16 protein-coding genes are annotated in these 17989 nt (G+C 69.6%); 5 read left to right on the forward strand and 11 right to left on the reverse strand.

All coding sequences use genetic code 11. The features are described 5' to 3' along the window. Positions 1–3: 3 nt before the first annotated feature. Positions 4–513, reverse strand: a complete 510-nt coding sequence (locus WH5701_RS11240; RefSeq protein WP_006172489.1) for an HIT family protein — start codon at positions 511–513, stop codon at positions 4–6. Positions 514–535: 22 nt separating this feature from the next. Between WH5701_RS11240 and WH5701_RS11245 the strand changes: the two genes are divergently transcribed. Further along, the gene (locus WH5701_RS11245; RefSeq protein WP_006172491.1) at positions 536–1450 is read left to right on the forward strand and encodes a glycosyltransferase family 2 protein; all 915 of its coding nucleotides are present in this window, start codon (positions 536–538) and stop codon (positions 1448–1450) included. 8 nt (positions 1451–1458) lie between these two features. Then, positions 1459–2523, forward strand: coding sequence for a glycosyltransferase family 1 protein (locus WH5701_RS11250; protein ID WP_232201870.1), 1065 nt, complete (start codon positions 1459–1461; stop codon positions 2521–2523). 11 nt (positions 2524–2534) lie between these two features. On the opposite strand, the gene WH5701_RS11255 is transcribed toward WH5701_RS11250, so the two are convergent. From WH5701_RS11255 to WH5701_RS11275, 5 genes are all read right to left on the reverse strand, one after another. After that, complete coding sequence (locus WH5701_RS11255; protein WP_006172500.1) at positions 2535–3419, reverse strand: hypothetical protein; 885 nt, start codon at positions 3417–3419, stop codon at positions 2535–2537. Further along, a complete protein-coding gene (locus tag WH5701_RS11260) occupies positions 3416–4423 on the reverse strand; it encodes a glycosyltransferase family 2 protein (RefSeq protein ID WP_232201871.1) in 1008 nt (335 codons plus the stop codon). The genes WH5701_RS11255 and WH5701_RS11260 overlap by 4 nt, the downstream gene beginning before the upstream one ends. A gap of 20 nt (positions 4424–4443) precedes the next feature. Then, entirely contained in the window at positions 4444–5502 is a 1059-nt protein-coding gene (locus WH5701_RS11265) for a glycosyltransferase family 2 protein (protein WP_232201872.1), read from the reverse strand. A gap of 4 nt (positions 5503–5506) precedes the next feature. After that, entirely contained in the window at positions 5507–6244 is a 738-nt protein-coding gene (locus tag WH5701_RS11270) for a glycosyltransferase (RefSeq protein ID WP_050751529.1), read from the reverse strand. Positions 6245–6349: 105 nt separating this feature from the next. Further along, entirely contained in the window at positions 6350–8089 is a 1740-nt protein-coding gene (locus WH5701_RS11275) for a hypothetical protein (protein ID WP_006172507.1), read from the reverse strand. Positions 8090–8211: 122 nt separating this feature from the next. Here WH5701_RS11275 and WH5701_RS11280 point away from each other — a divergent pair, with 122 nt between their 5' ends. The 3 genes from WH5701_RS11280 to WH5701_RS11290 are packed head-to-tail and all read left to right on the forward strand — an operon-like array spanning position 8212 to position 13000. Continuing rightward, positions 8212–10605 carry a UvrD-helicase domain-containing protein gene (locus WH5701_RS11280; protein WP_006172509.1) on the forward strand — a complete coding sequence of 798 codons (2394 nt, stop codon included), beginning with the start codon at positions 8212–8214 and terminating at the stop codon, positions 10603–10605. After that, complete coding sequence (locus WH5701_RS11285) at positions 10602–11684, forward strand: hypothetical protein (RefSeq protein ID WP_006172511.1); 1083 nt, start codon at positions 10602–10604, stop codon at positions 11682–11684. The genes WH5701_RS11280 and WH5701_RS11285 overlap by 4 nt, the downstream gene beginning before the upstream one ends. Then, positions 11678–13000, forward strand: coding sequence for a CCA tRNA nucleotidyltransferase (locus WH5701_RS11290; protein WP_006172512.1), 1323 nt, complete (start codon positions 11678–11680; stop codon positions 12998–13000). Before WH5701_RS11285 ends, WH5701_RS11290 begins: the two co-directional genes overlap by 7 nt. A gap of 13 nt (positions 13001–13013) precedes the next feature. Here the strand turns inward: WH5701_RS11290 and WH5701_RS11295 are convergent, their stop codons facing one another. The 5 genes from WH5701_RS11295 to kdsA are packed head-to-tail and all read right to left on the reverse strand — an operon-like array spanning position 13014 to position 17977. After that, positions 13014–14240, reverse strand: coding sequence for a hypothetical protein (locus WH5701_RS11295; protein ID WP_006172513.1), 1227 nt, complete (start codon positions 14238–14240; stop codon positions 13014–13016). Next, complete coding sequence (locus WH5701_RS11300; protein ID WP_006172514.1) at positions 14240–15463, reverse strand: hypothetical protein; 1224 nt, start codon at positions 15461–15463, stop codon at positions 14240–14242. Before WH5701_RS11300 ends, WH5701_RS11295 begins: the two co-directional genes overlap by 1 nt. Before the next feature lie 6 nt (positions 15464–15469). Further along, a complete protein-coding gene (locus tag WH5701_RS11305; protein ID WP_006172515.1) occupies positions 15470–16594 on the reverse strand; it encodes a hypothetical protein in 1125 nt (374 codons plus the stop codon). After that, positions 16587–17168: an HAD family hydrolase gene (locus tag WH5701_RS11310; protein ID WP_006172516.1), complete on the reverse strand. Its 582-nt coding sequence runs from the start codon at positions 17166–17168 to the stop codon at positions 16587–16589. The genes WH5701_RS11305 and WH5701_RS11310 overlap by 8 nt, the downstream gene beginning before the upstream one ends. Beyond that, positions 17165–17977: a 3-deoxy-8-phosphooctulonate synthase gene (gene kdsA, locus WH5701_RS11315; RefSeq protein ID WP_006172517.1), complete on the reverse strand. Its 813-nt coding sequence runs from the start codon at positions 17975–17977 to the stop codon at positions 17165–17167. The genes WH5701_RS11310 and kdsA overlap by 4 nt, the downstream gene beginning before the upstream one ends. Positions 17978–17989: the final 12 nt, after the last annotated feature.

Consider the following 17989-nt stretch of genomic DNA (forward strand, 5'->3'; position numbering starts at 1 on the left):
AGCCTATCGCCAGGCCGCGGTGAGCTTCCGGGCCTGATCCACCAGCTCCTCCACCTGCCGCTGGGGCGCCGCGGCCCGCTCGCCCGAGGCCACGGCCCGGTACAGGTCGGCCACCCTCCAGGCTTCGCTGGCGGGGTCATCCCCATGGCGGGGAATCAGATGAACATGCAGGTGCCGGGCCCCTTCCCCGAAAGCGATCACATACACCCGCCCACAGCCGGTGAGCGTGCGCACCAGGGCGCTGCAGCGCTGCAGCATCGGACCGAAGGCCGCGGCCTCGTCCGGCTGGAAGTCGATCGGACCGCCGAGATGGCGGCGAGCATCCAGCAGCAGCCAGCCCGCCAGAGGGGCGGGGCGGGGGTGATGGCGCAACAGCCATGGGCCCTGGCGGAGGATTTCGTCGCGGGCCGCCGCCTCCCCATCGCCGTGGAGGCGACAGATGCCGCAAGGGGCCTCGCCGCTTGGCTGCCCGGAGCCCTCCTGCGAAGCTGCGCTCAGCCGCGGGTCGCTCATCACTGCCGTTCCTCCCGGTTTCGTGCCCGTGGTGCTCAGCGTGGCTTACCACAGCCTCGACGCCCTGCAGCAACTGGGGCGCGATCTGGCCCGCCAGAGCCTGCTCCCGTTCTGCTGGCTGGTGGTCGACAACAGCCCTGAGTCGGCGCCGCTTCGGCCCGGCGACCTCACCGCGGCTGGCGACCTTCAGCTGGAACTGGTGACGGGGCGTGAAGGGGATGGCTTCGGGGCGGGCTGCAACCGGGGCTTCGAGCACCTGGCCCGCCGGGGCTGGGGGGGCTGGATCTGGCTGCTCAATCCCGACACCGCCCTGCCAGCCGGAGATGAACTGGAGCGGCTGAGCCTGGCCCTGGCGCAGCTGCCGCCCCGGGCGCTGCTGGGCACCGCCGTGCGCAGCGAAAGCGGCGAGCTCGAACCCAGCGGTGGCTGGATCGATCCCGGCCTCGACTTCCGCCGCCGCCGGGTGGGTGAGGCCGCCCTGGCCAAGGCCGTCTCTGCCGGCTCCGGGGGCGGAACGGTGCAGCTCGACTGGCTGAGCGGCTGCAGCCTGGTGATCCGGCCCAGCGCCCACATCCCGCCCGCCCGCTTCGATCCCGCCTTCCCCCTCTATTACGAGGACATGGACCTCTGCCTGCGGTTGGCGGCGTCGGGCGCCCCGGTGCTGTGGTGGCCGGTGCTGGCGGTGACCCATCAGCGCGGCGCGGGCAGCCGGACCCCCAGCGAACGGCGCCAGCAGCTGTCGACGCTGAGTTATCTGCGCTTCCTGCGCCGCCACCGGCCCGGCTGGGTGCTCGCCCTGCGCAGCCTGCGGCTGCTGCTCATGACACTGGTGCGGCTGCCGGGGCGGCCGAAACGCGGCTGGGCGACGCTGGTGGCGATGGCAGAAGCCATGGCTCCCTTCCCCCGCGCCGATCCGGCGGTGTCCCCAAGACGATGAGTGCGGCGATGCCCCTGGCCCTGTTCAACGGCAGCTACCTGGGCGGGCGGCCCACCGGCATCGGCGTGGTGGCCCGGGAACTGGTGGCGGCCCTGGATCCGGGCTTGGTGCCACTGCTGGATCCCTGCGGCGGCGATCGCCCCGGCAGCCTGGCCATTCCCGCCAATCTCTCGCCCGAGCACGGCCGCGCCGGCCACCTGCGCCGGCTGCTCTGGACCCAGTGGGAGCTGCCGAAACTGCTGCGCCGCAGCGGGGCGCCGCTGCTGCTTTCGCCCCTGCCGGAAGCCCCCCTGGGGCGGGGGGTGCGCTCGCTGGTGCTCGCTCACGACCTGCTGCCCCTGCGCTATCCGCAGCTCACCCCGCTGCTGGCGTACCACCTGGCCTACGTGCCGCTGGTGCTGCACCAGGCGGTGCGGGTGCTCTGCAACTCCGAAGCCACGGCCCGGGAGGTGCACCAGCGCCTGGGGGTGCCTGCGAAACGGCTGGTGCCGATCCGGCTGGGATTCAGCCCGGGGCTGCTGCGGCCCCTGGGGCTGAAGCGGCAGCCGTTTTTTCTGGTGCTCGGCCGCCACGACCCCCACAAGAATCTGGAGCGGGTGCTGCGGGCCTTCGCGGGGCTGCGCGACCGCGACCACCGCCTGGCCCTGGTGGGCCCCCAGGATCCCCGCTACACCCCCCGGCTAAGGCGCCTGGCCAGCGAGCTGGGCATCGCCGGCCGCTGCGACTGGAGCAACTGGGTAAGCGACCAGGATCGGCTGGACCTGCTCAACCGCTGCCGCGGGTTGGTGATGGCGAGCCTCTGGGAGGGCTTCGGGCTGCCGGCCCTGGAGGGGATGGCCTGCGGCGCCCCCGTGATCGCCGCCGAGGCCGGGGCCCTGCCGGAGGTGGTGGGAGAGGCGGCCCTGCGGGTGGATCCCCGCCAGGTGGGCGCGATCGGGGCGGCGATGGAGGCCCTGATCCAGCAGCCGTCTCTGGCCGCCCAGCTGGGGGAGGCGGGCCTGCTGCAGGCCGCCCGCTTCCGCTGGGCGGACACCGGCCGCGCGGTGGAGGACCTGCTGCGGCAGCTGGCCTGAGCCGAGCCGGATCAGACCAGACTCACCGCCTGATTCCGGCTGGCCAGGCGAGTCACCAAGCCGCGCAGGTGGGGATCGCAGCTGGTCGGCAGGGCCACCAGCAGTGGCGATCCGGCCGGACGCAGGGCCAGAGCCGCCAAGAGGGCCATGCTCTCCCCCACCACGATCAAGCCGGAGCAGCGGGCGATGCGCTGCTCGAGCGCGATCAGGGCTTCACTCCCCTCTGGGGTGGCTGTACACGGCAACCGCCAGGATCGTTTCGAGCGCACCGGGTGGGGCAGCACCAGCCAGGGCCGGGGCAGTCGCTCCGCTGTGGCCATCAGCCGCTCCACCCCGGGGGAATCCACGATCAAGGTGCCCGGCGTTACGCCGACCGGGGGGGCAACGGACAACGGAATGGGACACGGGGCGGCCAGGTAGAGCGGCCCGAGCTCCAGCACATGGAAGCGCTCGCACCAGGGGGCCCGGCCATCACGCTGGTCCGAGAAGAGGGCCAGCGGGGTTCCCAGTGGGAAACGGCCGGGATCGAGGGCCCGGGGCTGGGCGCGGTACTGATCGAGGCCGTCATCGAGCAGGAGCAGGCGGGGACAACGACCCACCAGCCAACGCAGGGCGCGGCCCGCGCCACGCAGGTGGGGCAGACGCACTTCGCCCACGAGCCCGAGAGTGGTGAACAGGGCCAGGGCCACCATCACCGTCGGCTGGATCCGCAGACGCAGGGGCCAGAGCTGCCGGTCGTCGGGCTCCAGGCGTAGGCGGCTGCCTTCGAGCACCAGCACCTGCAGCACGGGCATGGCCCACGTCCGCCGCACCCATGGTTCCGGCGCCGCCCCCCGCCGCAGGCGCCGTGCGGCCTCGAGGTGGATCGCGTTGAAGACGAAAGTGAGCCGGATCACAGCGGCCGCCCGGCCACCCGTTTCATCCCCTGCAGGCGGCCCCGGCCGAGCGAGAGCAGCCAGACCGGCAGCTCCAGCAGCCGCCGGCCCGTGTGCCAATGGAGGCGATGCCACCAGCGCACCGGCCAGACCCCGTGGCGATCTCGGGGCACCAGCTTGATCGGCAGCCGCTCCAGAAAGATGTCGGGGATGGCCAGAAAGCAGCCCCAGAAAGCCATGCGCCGGGCGTGATCGATCTCATCGGCGGTGTCCGCCGGGGGCTTCGGCAGGCTGCCCGGCTCCAGGCGCCAGAGACCAGGCTGGATCTCTTGATAACGGGACCGGCGGCTGGCGGCGCCCCAGGGGCAGTGGGCCGCCACCAGGCGGTTGCCGAGACGGGAGGCCCGCATCGTGGCCAGGCCGAGGCTGTGGCGCAGACTGCCGCGGCCATTCGCCCGCGGCTGGCCCATGCGCTCCTCGTTGGAGTGGGTGATCACCCCGATCGAGGCGAAGGGGATCTCCCCCAGGGACCAACCCTGCTGGAAGGTCAGGCGCCCGCGCAGGTCCTTGTCCTCGAAGCCCCAGCCACGCATGCACTCGTTGAAGCCTCCCACTGCCTCGAAACGCTCGCGGGTCATCAGGAACTGGCCATAGCGACCCTCGGTGCCGCTTCCGACCCAGAGGGGGCCATCCGCCAGCAACTCCTCCGGATCGAAGCCGGCCGTGGGCCAGCAGTCGGCGTCCATGCGGATCAACCAATCTCCCCGGGCCTGGGCGAGGGCGAAGTTGTAGGCGCGGGAGGGGTTCCAGCGCCTCTCACCCTCGACGCGCAGGAGACGAAGGCGCCCATCGGGCGGCAGATCGGAGCGGCGCAGGGGCTCATCGCTGCTCCAATCCACCACCAGGTGCTCCTCGTGGTGGGGCCAGGCAGCCACCGCAGCGGCGGAGCGCAGCAGGTGCTCTTGCCGGTTCATGCAGACGGTGACCAGGCTGAGGGAGGGGATCGCGCCCACGGGCGATGGCACGCTCAATGTACGGACGGGATTCAGCGGCGTTCCCGCCGCTGCCGGGCCCATTGGAGGGCCTCGCGCACCAGGGCCAGGGCGAACACAGGCAGTTGCAGCAGCTGGCGACAGCTGAGCCAGTAGAGGCGATGCCACCAGCGCACCGGCCAGGGTCCGCCCCGCGCCGGGGGCACCAGGGGGTAAGGCATCTGCTCGAGGAACACCTCCGGAATCGCCAGGAAGGTGCCCCAGAAGGTCATGCGCCGGGCGTTCTCCACCTCCTCCTGCAGTGCCGGGGAGGGGCGGGGGAGGCTGCCTGGCTCCAGCCGCCACACCCCCGGGGCCTGCTCCCCATAGCGGGAGGCCCGCGAACGCCGTCCCCAGGGGTGCTGGGCCGCCAGCAACCGGTTGGCCAGGCGTGAGGCCCGCATGGCGGCAAACCCCTGGGAGCGCCGCAGCCCAAATGGGCCAGCGGCCGCGGCCTGCTCGGCCCGCTCCTGATCGGAGTGGGGGATCACCTCCAGCCAGTCGGAGGGGATTCGGGCCGGCTCCACCCCGAGCCGCTGCACCAGCCGCGCCGCCAGGTCCTTGTCGTCGAAGCCGTAGCCCACCAGCACTTCGTTGTAGCCACCCACGGCCGTCAGCAGGGAGCGGGCCATCAGAACCTGACCCTTGCGGCCCTCGGGGCCACTGCCAAGGGCGCAGAGAATTGACTGGTCGCCGTCCTCCAGAGCGGTGTCAGGGGCTTCGAGGGCCACCCTCAGCCCGGCGGCGGCGGGATCGAAGCGCTCACTCGGCCAGCAATCCGCATCAAGCTTCAGCAACAGGGAGCCCCGGGCCTGGGCAATGGCGAAGTTGTAGGCACGGCAGAGGTTCCAGCGCCTCTCCCCCTCGACGCGCAGCAGCCTCAGACGGGGATCGTCGGGCAGGTCCTCGCGGCGCAGGGGCTCGGCGCTGCTCCAGTCCACGATCAGGTGTTCCTGGTGGTGGGGCCAGCGGCTGAGGGCGGCGGCCGAGTGCAGCAGGTGGTGGCGGCGGTTCATGCAGACCGTCACCACGCTCAGCCCCGGCACCGTCGGCTGCGTTGCGCGCGCTGTCAACGGGTCAGTCCCAGAGCTTGAGGGCGTCGTCGCGGGCGGAGAACCATTCCGCCGCCAGCGGACCACCCATGGTGCGCTGCTCCCGGAACCAGGGCCCCCCCAGGGTCCAGTGCAGCAGGGTGGGGCCTCCTTCGGCAACTGCGGCCGTCGGGGCGGCCTGGACGTCCACCAGATGGTTCCAGCGGCCGTCGAGGCCGCCGATCTCGTGGTCGCCGGCCAGCCAGTGGAAGCGGTGCAGCTCCAGGCCGCTGGCGCTGTTCACGTAGTCGGGGGTGAGCGCCTGGCAACGGTCGCAATTGAGCAGCATCAGGGAGCTCCAGTTCTTCTTCGGGTAGGCGCTCTGCACCTCACCAAGGAATTTCACGGTTTCCGCCGGCACATGCTCGTGCTGCACACACATCAGGGCGTAATCATCGCTGCGCTCGGCCCAGAGCTCGGCGATATCGCCGCGGCAGAGCATGTCGCAGTCCATGAAGATGGCCCAGCCTTGATAGCCCATCAGGGCGGGCACCAGGAAGCGGGTGAAGGAGAAGGCCGTGCTCTGCTTGGGATCCCGCTCCCGCCGGTAGAGACCCTGCCGCTCCAGCTGGGGAGTCACCAGGGGTGTGATCGCCAGCGGTGCACTGCTGTGCTGGTACAGGCTGTCGATCAGAACCGTGGTGGCGGCCCGCTCGCGCGGATCGTAGCCGATGAAGATGGGGATCGGGCTGGGATTTTCGATGAAAGAGGAGGACTGTTCCATCGGGGCCGATCCCATCGGACATCACAAGGCAGTCAGAGTAAGGGCCGGGCTTCGATCGGCCTAGGCCAGATCAGCCTTGCGTCGTGAGGATGCTGGCCAGGGGCTTCAAAGGACGTTTCCATCACGGCAGCGGTTTCTGAAGGTCGAGAGCTTTCCGCCAAGAACGTCACGCAGGCGGCTGGAGTCGCCGTACAGCAGGACGCACGGCCCGGAACCATCCTTCGAGCATCCCAGCCGCCCCGAAGGCGGTCCATAGGCGGCGAGGACATCCTTGGCCTCGATGAGGCTGGGTTCCTCCTTGTCGACCCTCAGATACACGAAGCTAAAGTCCACAATCCGCGCCGGCAGAATCGCTTCATTGGCCTGCGAAGGTTCCACAAGGAACGCCTCCCGATTGTGCGCCCAGAGATCGGGTTCACCGTCCTTGTTGATGGGCTGCACTTCAACGCTGCCACGGGAGATCACCGTGAGATGGGCACCCCAGAAGTCGGAGAGGCCCCTGTGATGCCCAAGGGAGGCCAACCGTTCCAGCATGACCCTGTCGCCTGAGTCGTACCGCAGCTGGAAGCGGGCAGCCAGAGCGGAAGAAGACACTTTCAACATGGCGTAGGCGATGGGCAGGGCGCAGAGAATGGCCATGAAGGCACCGAGGGATCGGATTCGCCGCGCCTTGGCCAGCGGAGAGGCCGTCGCCGTTCCGCGCCACTGCCTGGCTGTGGCTGCGGACGCGAGCATCGCGATCATGACAAGCAGCAGGAAGGGCAGGCTGAGGAAGTAGCGCCGCGGTGTATCGGGAAGGAACCAGGTGTAGGCATAGGGACTCAGGGCCGACAGGGCGACGGCCAGAGCCACAGGCCCTTGGGCCGGGTCAGGGGAAGCCACACCCACAACAACTGCCTGCCTGGTTCGGTGGTGGGAGATCACGGCCCGAAGCAGCAGGATCAGGCCCAGGGCCGTGGCGAGGAGTACAACCGGCGAGCCCCGGTACTCCGCCAGCAGATTGCTGGCCGGAAAGACACTCAAACTCAACGTGCACTGCAGGTTGAAGGCGCGAGCAGCAATCACCCCGAGCAGGGCAGCCGCCAGCAGCGACACCTGGATGGTCCTGCCTCGGGTCCGAAGCCAATTCGGGACATGATCGGTGCGATCACCCCCCCCCCCGCTCCACGGGGAAGAGCGGAGCAGAACAAGCGTGAGCGCGATACACACTGGAGCGACGGCCGTGAACAGCATCAGGACATTGGACAGGGTGCCGACCAGAACCAGTGCCACCAGAGCCGACACGGCAATGCGGGATCGCAATGTCGATGCGCTCCTGACGATGACGGCAAGCAAGACCAGAGCCAGCAGGGTGTTGATGACGTTGCCGCCGTGGTGAACGGGGGTCAGGGTCAGTCCGACCGCTTCGCGATAGAGGGGGCTGACCTGAATCAGGACGAACGTTCCGAGCACAGTGAACAGCTGTGTCCTCCAGCGACTGAGGCTGGTGGTCAGGCCGATCAGCGCTCCCTGTACTCCCATCAGCAGGGAGGCCATGACAATGGCGTAGCCGGCCTGAAGACCATCGATGGCTTCCCGACCTGCCATCCCTTGGATCCCTGCCCTGAGGATCAGCAGATCCGGGAAGAAGCTGGGGATCCTGGCCAGCCGAAGCTCCTGGAGGCTGGCCACCCGGCCCTGAGCCAGCAACAGCAGCTGGGTGATCGGCGCCGAGCTGTCCGTGTTGAGAACAACCGCGCTGTCGTTCCAGATCGCCAGGACGATCCCGGCCGCCAGCCAGGCCAGCAGGAACACCAGATCGGCGGCAGCCTGGATGGCGATCGCGGTGGCCTCGGAGCGCGTCACTGGCCTTCGAAGCAAGGACACACTCGGGCAGGCACTCGTCGAGGGCAGTCTTGTCCAAGCCCAGGTCAGGGAGCGGCGGGACTGGGCCCGGTGCGCCTTGAGGCGCCGATACAGTTCCTCTGATGAGCTTCCTCGCCGGCCTCAACGACGCCCAGCGGCGGGCAGTCGATCACCACAACGGCCCCCTGCTGGTGGTGGCCGGGGCTGGCAGCGGCAAGACCAGGGCCCTCACCCACCGCATCGCCCATCTGATCGGCCACCACGGCGTCGATCCCCATCAGCTGCTGGCGGTCACCTTCACCAACAAGGCGGCACGGGAGATGAAGGAGCGGCTGGAGCTGCTGCTGGCCCAGCGGCTGGCCGGCAGCCAGTTCGGCCAGCCCTTCAGCACCCTGCAGCCCCAGCAGCAGCGGCAGCTGCGCAACCGCATCTACCGGGAGGTGACCAAGGAGCTCTGGATCGGCACCTTCCACGCCCTGTTCGCGCGGCTGCTGCGCTTCGACATCGACAAGTACAAGGATCCGGAAGGGCTCACCTGGACCCGCCAGTTCTCCATCTACGACGAATCCGACGCCCAGACCCTGGTCAAGGAGATCGTCACCCAGGAGCTGGGGCTCGACCCCAAGCGCTTCGAGCCCAAGAAGGTGCGCTGGGCGATCAGCAACGCCAAGAACCAGGGCTGGCTGCCGGATGTGATGGAGGCGAAGGCCGAGGGGATGCGTGGCCGCAAGGAGGCCGAGGCCTACCGGCTCTACCGCCGTGCCCTGGCCGCCAACAACGCCCTCGACTTTGACGACCTGCTGTTGCTGCCAGTGCAACTGCTGCAGAGCAACGAGCAGGTGCGCCACTACTGGCACGGCCGCTTCCGCCATGTGCTGGTGGATGAGTACCAGGACACCAACCGCACCCAGTACGACCTGATCAAGCTGCTGGTGACGGGCGGCCGCGACCCCGAGACCTTCAACGACTGGGGCGGGCGCTCGGTGTTCGTCGTGGGCGACGCCGACCAGAGCATCTACAGCTTCCGGGCAGCTGATTTCACGATCCTGATGGGCTTCCAGGACGACTTCGGCGACCGGGCCAGCGACGAGGACACCCGCACGATGGTGAAGCTGGAGGAGAACTACCGCTCCACCGCCACGATCCTGGAGGCGGCCAACGCCCTGATCGCCCACAACAGCGAGCGCATCGACAAGGTGCTGCGCCCCACCCGCGGCGAAGGCGAGCTGATCACCCTCACCCGCTGCGACGACGAGATCGCCGAGGCCGAGGCGGTGGTTCACCGGCTGCGAATGCTCGAGGCGGCCCACCCCGAGCTGAGCTGGGGCGACATGGCAATCCTTTACCGCACCAATGCCCAGAGCCGGGCGATGGAGGAGTCGCTGGTGCGCTGGGGCATCCCCTACATCGTGGTGGGCGGGCTGCGCTTCTACGACCGGCGCGAGATCAAGGACGTGCTCGCCTACCTGCGGCTGCTGGTCAATCCGGCCGACAGCGTCAGCTTGTTGAGAGTGCTGAACGTTCCGCGCCGCGGCATCGGCAAGACCACCGTGCAGCGCCTCAGCGATGCCTCCGCCCAGCTGGGACTGCCGCTGTGGGAGGTGGTGAACGATGCGGAGGCCGTGCGCTCCCTGGCCGGTCGCTCCGCCAAGGGGCTGCTGCAGTTCAGCGAACTGATCAGTGATCTCAGCGGCCGCATCCAGGACGCGCCCCCAGCGGAGCTGGTGCAGCGGGTGATGGAGCAGAGCGGCTACCTGGCCGAACTGATCACCGAAGGCACCGATGAGGCCGAGGAGCGGCGGCGCAACCTGCAGGAACTGGTGAACGCCGCCCTGCAATACCAGGAAGAGAACGAGGAGGGGTCGCTGGAGGGTTTCCTGGCCTCCGCCGCCCTGGCCAGCGACGCCGACAGCAAGGACACCGCCGCCGACCGCGTCACCCTGATGACCCTGCACGCCAGCAAGGGGCTGGAGTTTCCGGTGGTCTGCCTGGTGGGGCTGGAGCAGGGGCTGTTCCCCAGCTACCGCTCCCTGGAGGATCCCTCCGCCCTGGAGGAGGAGCGGCGCCTCTGCTACGTGGGCATCACCCGCGCCAAGGAGCGGCTGTTCCTCTCCCACGCCAGTGAGCGGCGGCTGTGGGGCGGCATGCGCGAGCCGGCGGTGCCGTCGGTGTTCCTGTCGGAGCTGCCGCCTGAGCTGGTGCAGGGCGACATCCCCCAGAGCGGTGGCGCCGCCATCCGGCGGGAGCAGCGGCTGGATCGCCTCACCCGGGTGGACCGCGAGGAGAGCCAGCGGGTGGCCGCCGGCGGCAGCGCTTCGGCCCCCACCAATGCGGTGAGGCGCCGGGCGCCGGCGCGGGCCTGGTCCATCGGCGATCAGTTGCGCCACGCCAGCTTCGGCGACGGCACGATCACCCACCTGTTCGGCAGCGGCGAGAAGATCTCGATCGCGGTGAAGTTCGAGGGCATGGGCCCGAAGATCCTCGATCCGCGCCTGGCCCCGATCGAGCCCCTGTGAGCCCGCCTCCCAGGGTGCTGGTGCTCAGCGGAGGGCTGATCCACCTGGCCAACCAACTGGCGGTAGTGCTGGAGCGGCCGGAGCTGCGCGGCGGTGCCGCGGAGATTTCCGTGCTGCTCACCGGGGCCATCACCTGGGATCCCCTGCGCCTGGCCGAGCAGCACAGGGCGATCGAGCGCTGGCTGGAGCAGCTGCGCCAGCTGGATTCCCAGCGGCTGGCCTCCGTGCAGCTGATCCGGAAGCCGGAAACCCTCGAGCCGGGCACCTTCGACCTGGCCTGCCTCAACAACCAGTGGCAGCAGGTGCAGCGGGACCCCTGCGAGCAGCTGGAGATCCCCACCTGGCTGATCTGCGGCGATGGACTGGGCCTTTACTACCGCTGTGCCCGCGAGCTGAAGGCGATCCCACCCAGCCTGCTCAACCTGCCGATCCGGGAGCCTGGCCGGCGGGTGCACACCGCGCTCGTAGGGGCCCAACCGTGCTGGCACCGTCCCCATGGGCCGATCGACCCGGTGCCGCTCGGCACCCGGGCGCGGCTGTTCGAAGCCCTGGTGGCGAGCTTCAGTGAGGCCTGCAAGCCGTTCGTCGAGGACTGCCTGGCGGCCACCCGGCCGGACCGTGCGCTCTGGCTTTGCTCCCTGCCCAACCTGGCCCATCAGTTCCCGGGGACGCGTCTGCCGCCGGAGCTGCTCGGGGCCTGGATCGACCAGCTGCCGGGCTTCGATCCGTCGCTGGATCGCCTGCTGCTGATCGAGCACCCCAAGGCACCGACCGCCGGAAGCCTCGGGTCCGAACCACCCCCCGGGGTGGTTGCCGTGTTGCGCAGCGCCGTGCCGGTGGAGGTGCTGGTGCGGGCTCTGGAGCGGGCGGCACCCGGACGGCGCCTGGTGGTGGCCGGCCTCACCTCAGCGCTCTATGGCGTCCGCAGCCTGAGCGGCGCCGAGGTGGTCTGGCTCGGCCTTCGGCCCCTCTGGACCCACAACCCCCGCTACCGGCGCCATCCCCTGGAATTCCTGCATCGCCTGGTGCGGGTGCGGCGCATGGCCTGGCTCACCCGACGTCTGGTGACCCCGTGCTGATCCAGCTCGACCCCCCGCTGCGGCGGGCGCTGCTGCTGGTGGTCGAAGCCGCTGCCCCCCTGCGTGTGGCCCTGGTGGGCGGGGCCGTGCGGGATCTGCTCCTGCACAGGGTTCACAGGGATCCCTGGCGGGGTCTGCCCGACCTCGACCTGGTGGTCGAGCAACCCGGGTCCGAACCCGGGACGCCGGCCGCCCACCGCATCGCCCGCCTGCTGGCCGAGCTGCTGGGCCACAACCTGCGCCGATGCCAGCTGCATGAGGAGTTCGGCACCGCCGAACTGGACATCGACGGGGTGCTGCTGGATCTGGCCACCGCCCGGCGGGAGTGGTACGCGGAACCCGGCGCCAATCCCAGCGTCAGTTATGGCTCCCTGGCCGATGACCTGGCCCGCCGCGATCTGAGCATCAACGCCATCGCCCTGCTGCTGGATGCCGAGCAGCTGGAGCAGGCCGAGGCGGCCCACGCCGACGTCCTCGAAAGTCAGCTGCTGGACCCCTTCGGCGGCCGTGAGGATCTGGCGGCCCGGCGCCTGCGCTTCCTACATGGGCACAGCCTTCAGGACGATCCCACCCGGATCGTGCGGGCGGCCCGCTACAGCGCCCGGCTGGGCCTGGAGCTGGCCCCCGAGGCCCTTGCACAGTGGCATCACACCCTGGCGGCCTGGCCCTGGCGCCGGGGTAAGGCCAACCCCAGCGGCAGTCCGGGTGTGCCCCCCTCCCTCGGCAGCCGCCTGCGCAAGGAGCTGGAGCTGCTGCTCGGACGCGAGCCATGGCCGCGGGCCCTGGAGCTGCTGCAGCAGTGGCAGGCCCTGGAGCTGCTGGATTCCGGCCTCCAGCACGACCGGACCTGGCGGCGGCGGCTGCACTGGGCCCAGCGGCTGCTGGCCCTGGCGCAGTTGCCGCCCTGGCCTTCGGAGCAGTGGTTGATGCTGGCGCTGCTGGCCCCCCTGGCGGATCCCCTGGCCCTGGGCGACCAGCTGCAGCTGCCCCATCGCAGCCAGCTGACCCTGCGCGGGCTGGTGCGGCTGCGCCACTGGCTCGCGGAGCCCGGCCTTGAGCCAGGCGTCAGCCCGGCGCAGCTGAGCCTGGCGCTGGAGCGGGGGGGGCTGACGCCCGAGGCGGTGATCCTGGCGCTGGTGAGCGGGCCGCCTGGTGTCTGGCGGCGGGGGCTGCTGCGCTGGTTGCTGCGCTGGCGCTCCCTGGCCTCCCCCACCAGTGCCCGGCAGCTGATGGAGGCGGGATACCCCGCCGGACCAGCCCTGGGGGAAAAGCTGCGCGAGTTGCGCAGTGAGTGTCTCGATCAAGAGCGCTGGTGAAGCCGGGGCCCGCTCACCAGCGCACCTGCCAGGGCCAGCGGTCGGGCACGCAGAGAAAGCCGTCGTTGTGACCGCAATCGAAGCCGGCGGAGGGGAGGATGCGACCCTCGAACCAGTACTGGAACGTGACGTAGAGCGCTGGGATGACACACCAGTGGGCGTCGTAGTGGTTCAGCCAGATCAGGAAGCTGATCAGGAGCAGGAAGGCCACGCTGTCAGCCAGGCGGCTGGTCACCTGCGGCAGCCACTGGTGGGTGACCGAGGCCTGGATCAGCAGATAGCCCACCCCGAAGACCAACAGCAGCCGGGTCTGATCGCAGCGCAGCAACTGCAGGGGCGAGAGGCGCTTCTGGGCGCAGGCCAGCAGGAAGCCCAGGGTCAGGGCACGCTGCAGACGGCCCACGATTTTGCGGATCGAATAATCACTGAAATAGGCATCGGAGGAGTAATCCAGAAGCCGTCGTAAAGCCGTGACCCCCACCAGGGCGATCAGGCCCCCACCAGCAAGCACCAGCAACAGCACCAACCAGCGCCGCCTGCCGGCGAGTGCCCAGAACCTTCGGCAGCGCCCGACCGCCAGGGCCGTCGATTCCGGCAGGCGCATCGCCAGGGGGGTGAGGCTGATCAACAAATTCCAGATGATGGTGCTGTGGGTGAGCGCTGAGAGGATCACCCCCAGTCCCAGCCAGAGACGCCCGGGGCGGAACTGCCGAGCCGCCCAGAGCATCAGCGGCAGCAGCAGCAGCACCGCCAGGGCCTGACGGCTGTGGGCGTTCTGCATGAAGCCCCGCAGCATCGGGCTGCAGCAGATCAGCAGGCTCCACCAGCCGCCCCAGGAGGGCACCCTCCAGGCCCAGGCCATCAGCAGCGGAGCCGCCGCATATCCAGTAGCCACCAGGCCATGGACCGCCGCCATGCGGTATGGCAGCAGCAACAGCAACGGCCGCAGCAGGCGCCAGAGGGGCTCCGGTGGTCCCCGCTCCGGATCAACCGCCATGTAATGGGAAAAGCGGGTGGTGTCGCTGTTGCCCCAGCTGCCCAGGGTGAAGAACACCAGCACCAGCAGCAGCAGCACCCCGGCGGCAGACCACCACAGCCGTGGCCGCTGGCGGGCCCCGGCCAGGTGCATCAGCAACGCGATCACCACCTGAGCCAGGAACAGGGCACCCATCAGCCCTGGGGCCTGGGTGACCTGGTCGATCCGGAAGGGAGCGTCGAGCGGAAAGGCCGCAGGCAGCATCAGCGTGAGGGGAGATCCCAGTAGCGGATCTGCCAGGGCCAGCGATCAGGAATGCAGAGGAAGTTGTCGTCCAGGCCGCAGGTGAGTTGCCGCGAGGGCAGAAGACGCTCCATCAGCCAGTAATCGAGCGTGACAAACAAGGCTGGCAGCACCGCCCAATGGCATTGGTAACGGTTCAACCAGGCCAGATACACCACCAATAGGAATAAGCCCACCACATCGGCCAGGCGACTGGTGATCTGCGGGAACCATACGGCCTGCACCGACCACTGCATCAGGTGATAGAGCAGGCCGAACAGGATCAACTGACGGGTGACACCGCAGCGCAGCAAAGTTCGCCAGCTCAGCCGGCGCCACCAGCAGGTGAGCAGCACCCCCAGCAGCATCGCCGCCTGCAGCCTTCCCACCGCCTGATCAAGGGGGTACTTGTTGAAATAACTCTCCTGCTGGATGTAGCTCCCCAGCTTCTCCAGCGCCGTGGGCAGGGCCAGACCCACCAGCAGCACCAGGCCTGCGCCCAGGGCCAGTAGAGCAACAACGCCAGCGGGCCTGAGCAGCCTTGGCCTGAGCGGCATCTGCGGGCGCAGCAACGCCAGCCTGGGGAGAAGCGCGAGCGCCAGGGAGCCAGCGAAGGCGGTGTGCATCGTGAGGGAGAGCAGGGCGGCGAGGGCGGCCCAGCGCCGCCGCAGCGGTGCCAATCGGCCAGCCCAGAGCAGAAGGGGCACCAACAACAGCGTGGCCAGGGCCTGACGGCTGACACCGTTCTGAAGAAAATTGCGCAGCAGTGGGCTGCAGCAGAGCAACAGGCTCCACCAGCCTGCCCAGGCCAGGGCCCGCCAGTGCCAGGCCAGCAGCAGCGGCGCCAGGGCGTAGCTGGCCACCACCAGCCCGTGCACCGCCGACATTCGGTAAGGCAGCCGCACCACCCAGGGGGCCACCAACACCCAGAAGGCCTCTCCCTTGACGCGGGAGAGATCGAAACTGAAGTAGTAGCTCAACTTGGTGGTGTCGCTGTTGCCCCAGCTGCCCAGGGTGAAGAACAGTCCCACCAGGGCCACCAGGGCCAGGGCCGCCATCCACCAGAAGGCCGCCCGCTGGCGCACGCCTGCCCAGGCCAGGGCCGTCGCCAGGGCCAGCTGGGCAGCGAAGAGGCCAGCCATCAGCAGCGGCGCCGCCGTGACCTGATCGAGGCGGAACGGAGCAACCGACGGAAAGGCCAGCACAGGGGCTCAGGCGGCGGGAGCGGACCGGCGGCGGTCCAGCAACAGATCCCGCAGGGCGGGGACCGGCTGAAGCGCATCGAAGCCCCAGTAGGGATCAAGCAGACGCCGCACGTTGTCCTGGGAGCCAGGTTCAGCCGACGCCAGCGCCTGCCGCAGCAGAGCGCTCAGGCGCTGGCGTTCGGCCCACTCGCCGGCCTCCTCCACGGCCTTGGCTCCGGCCAGGGCCGAGAGGTCCTGCTCAGCTTCCGCCTCGATCCAGTGCAGCCGTGCCCCCAGGGCCACCCCATAGCCGAGGTGGGTACCGAAGGCATTGCTGGCCAGACCATCGCTGAGCTCCAGCAGCGTGCGCATCGCATCGAGGAACCAGGGGTTGGAGCGGTGCCCATTGCAGGCCACGATCCATTCGGGCGGCAGCGGCAGGCGCTCGGGGTCCTTCCAGTGGCGCAGCCAGATCAGCGAGTGATAACCGCCCGCCTCCATCAGCCCGCGGACCTCCGCCACACAGCGGCCCAGGTCCATGCGGCGCTCCACCTGATCCCAGCTGTGGGCCAGCACCACCAGCAGGGTTGGACCCAGCTCGGCGCGCAACTGGCTGATGGCCTCGGCCTTGAGCAGTGGCCGGGCATAGGCGATCCAGGGGCCGATCGGATGGGCTGGCAGCCCGAAGCGCTCGCGCAGCCAGCGGGCTCTGAGGGGTCCCATGCAGAGGTAGCCGCGGGTCCAGGGGCGGGGACTCTCGAAGGTGGCCTCACGGCTCACCTTGAGGCCGTGCTCCAGCAGGTGGGGGAGCGGCGCCCCGATCAACGGCAGGCCCGCATGACGCTTGAGCTGGATGTCGTGGCCGTAATGATGGGAAGAATTCTCCAGCTCGCGCCGGGCCGGGCTGAAGAACGGCTTGGTGGAGGCCGCAGAGCGGAAGGCATGGCGATCCCAGAGGTCGGCGCTCACCTGGGGAGCGAAGGGCCGCTGGCCGAAGGCCTGATGCACGAGCCCCCGGTAGGCAGCCAGGCCTTGCCACTCATCCCGGTCCAGCCGCTCCAGCCGGCCGACCGGACCGAGCCGACCGGCCCTCAGGGCCTGGCGCAGGCCGGCACGCAACCGCTCCCGCAGGCCGGCGAGACGTTCAACCATTGCGGTCACGCCAGCCGACACGGCTCAGCACCCGCCATTCGTCGCGTGCCCGCAGGATCGCCTCGGCCAGGGAGCGCACGGCGCCATTGCCGCCGTCGGCAGCGAGCACCGCATCAGCCCGGCGGCGCAGGGGAGCCACGGCATCGGCCGGGCAGAGCAGCAGGCCAACAGCTGGCCGCACCGCCAGATCGTTGAGGTCGTCACCCACAAAGGCCGTCTGGGAGGCGCTGACGCCCAGGCTGTCCTGAAGCCGCGCCAGGGCCTCAGGCTTGTCCTTGATGCCGGTGAGGCACTGGCTGATGCCCAGGTAGCGGGCCCGCTGCTCGGTGGCCCCGCTCTTGCCGCCACTGAGCAGCGCCACCTCCAGTCCCGCCTGCTGCAGCAGGCGGATCCCGAGACCATCACGCACATCGAAGCGCTTGATCACCTCCCCGGATTCCGTCGTCCAGAGCCCCCCGTCGGTGAGCACCCCATCCACATCCAGCACCAGCAGACGCAGGCCCCTCAGCCGCTCACGCCAACGCCAGGCCAGCAGGGCCGGCTGGCGCAAGGGCCAGGCCAGGGACCCGCTCACAGCACCGTGACGGCCTCCCCCTGCTCCTGCAGGGGGGCGCGGATGGCCAGGAGCTGCTCCAGAAACGGCTCGACCCGGTGGAGGGGCACCATGTTCGGCCCATCGCTGAGGCCCTGGTCGGGGTCGGGATGCACTTCCATGAACAGGCCATCGATGCCCACCGCGGCCGCTGCCCGCGCCAGGGGCGCCACGAATTCGCGCTGGCCACCGCTGCTGCTGCCGCGACCCCCAGGCTGCTGCACCGAATGGGTGGCATCGAAGATCACCGGGCAACCCAGGGCGCGCAGCTGGGGCAGGCTGCGGAAATCGACGACCAGGGTGTTGTAGCCGAAGCTGGAGCCCCGTTCCGTGAGCCAGAGGTTCTCCACCCCGGCCTCGCGCAGCTTGGTCACCACCTGGGCCATGTCCCAGGGAGCGAGAAACTGGCCCTTCTTGACGTTGATGGTCTTGTCGGTGCCGCGCACCGCCTCGGCCGCTGCCAGCAGCAGGTCGGTCTGACGACAGAGGAAGGCGGGAATCTGGAGCACATCCACCACCTCGGCCACCTGGGCCGCCTGCTGGCTTTCGTGGATGTCGGTGAGGACCGGCAGGCCGAAGCGCTGCTTCACCTCCTTGAGCACCTCCAGGCCCCCGCTCACCCCGGGGCCACGAAAGGAGCCACCGGAGCTGCGGTTGGCCTTGTCGAAGCTGGCCTTGAAGATGTAGGTGATGCCCAGCCGCTCGGCGATCGCCTGCATCCGCTCGGCCACCTGGAACACAAGCTCGGGGCTTTCGATCACGCAGGGGCCGGCGATCAGGGTGAAGCTCATGGGGGGAAGGAG

The organism is Synechococcus sp. WH 5701 (assembly GCF_000153045.1).
Classification (GTDB): Bacteria; Cyanobacteriota; Cyanobacteriia; order PCC-6307; family Cyanobiaceae; genus Regnicoccus_A; species Regnicoccus_A antarcticus.

What these genes read in the sequence shown, in the direction of transcription:
- WH5701_RS11250 (WP_232201870.1), top strand. Translation starts at nt 1,459, where the DNA reads ATGCCCCTGGCCCTGTTCAACGGCAGCTACCTGGGCGGGCGGCCCACC.
- WH5701_RS11295 (WP_006172513.1), bottom strand. Translation starts at nt 14,240, where the DNA reads ATGCTGCCTGCGGCCTTTCCGCTCGACGCTCCCTTCCGGATCGACCAG.
- WH5701_RS11280 (WP_006172509.1), top strand. Translation starts at nt 8,212, where the DNA reads ATGAGCTTCCTCGCCGGCCTCAACGACGCCCAGCGGCGGGCAGTCGAT.
- WH5701_RS11240 (WP_006172489.1), bottom strand. Translation starts at nt 513, where the DNA reads ATGAGCGACCCGCGGCTGAGCGCAGCTTCGCAGGAGGGCTCCGGGCAG.
- WH5701_RS11270 (WP_050751529.1), bottom strand. Translation starts at nt 6,244, where the DNA reads ATGGAACAGTCCTCCTCTTTCATCGAAAATCCCAGCCCGATCCCCATC.
- WH5701_RS11305 (WP_006172515.1), bottom strand. Translation starts at nt 16,594, where the DNA reads ATGGTTGAACGTCTCGCCGGCCTGCGGGAGCGGTTGCGTGCCGGCCTG.
- kdsA (WP_006172517.1), bottom strand. Translation starts at nt 17,977, where the DNA reads ATGAGCTTCACCCTGATCGCCGGCCCCTGCGTGATCGAAAGCCCCGAG.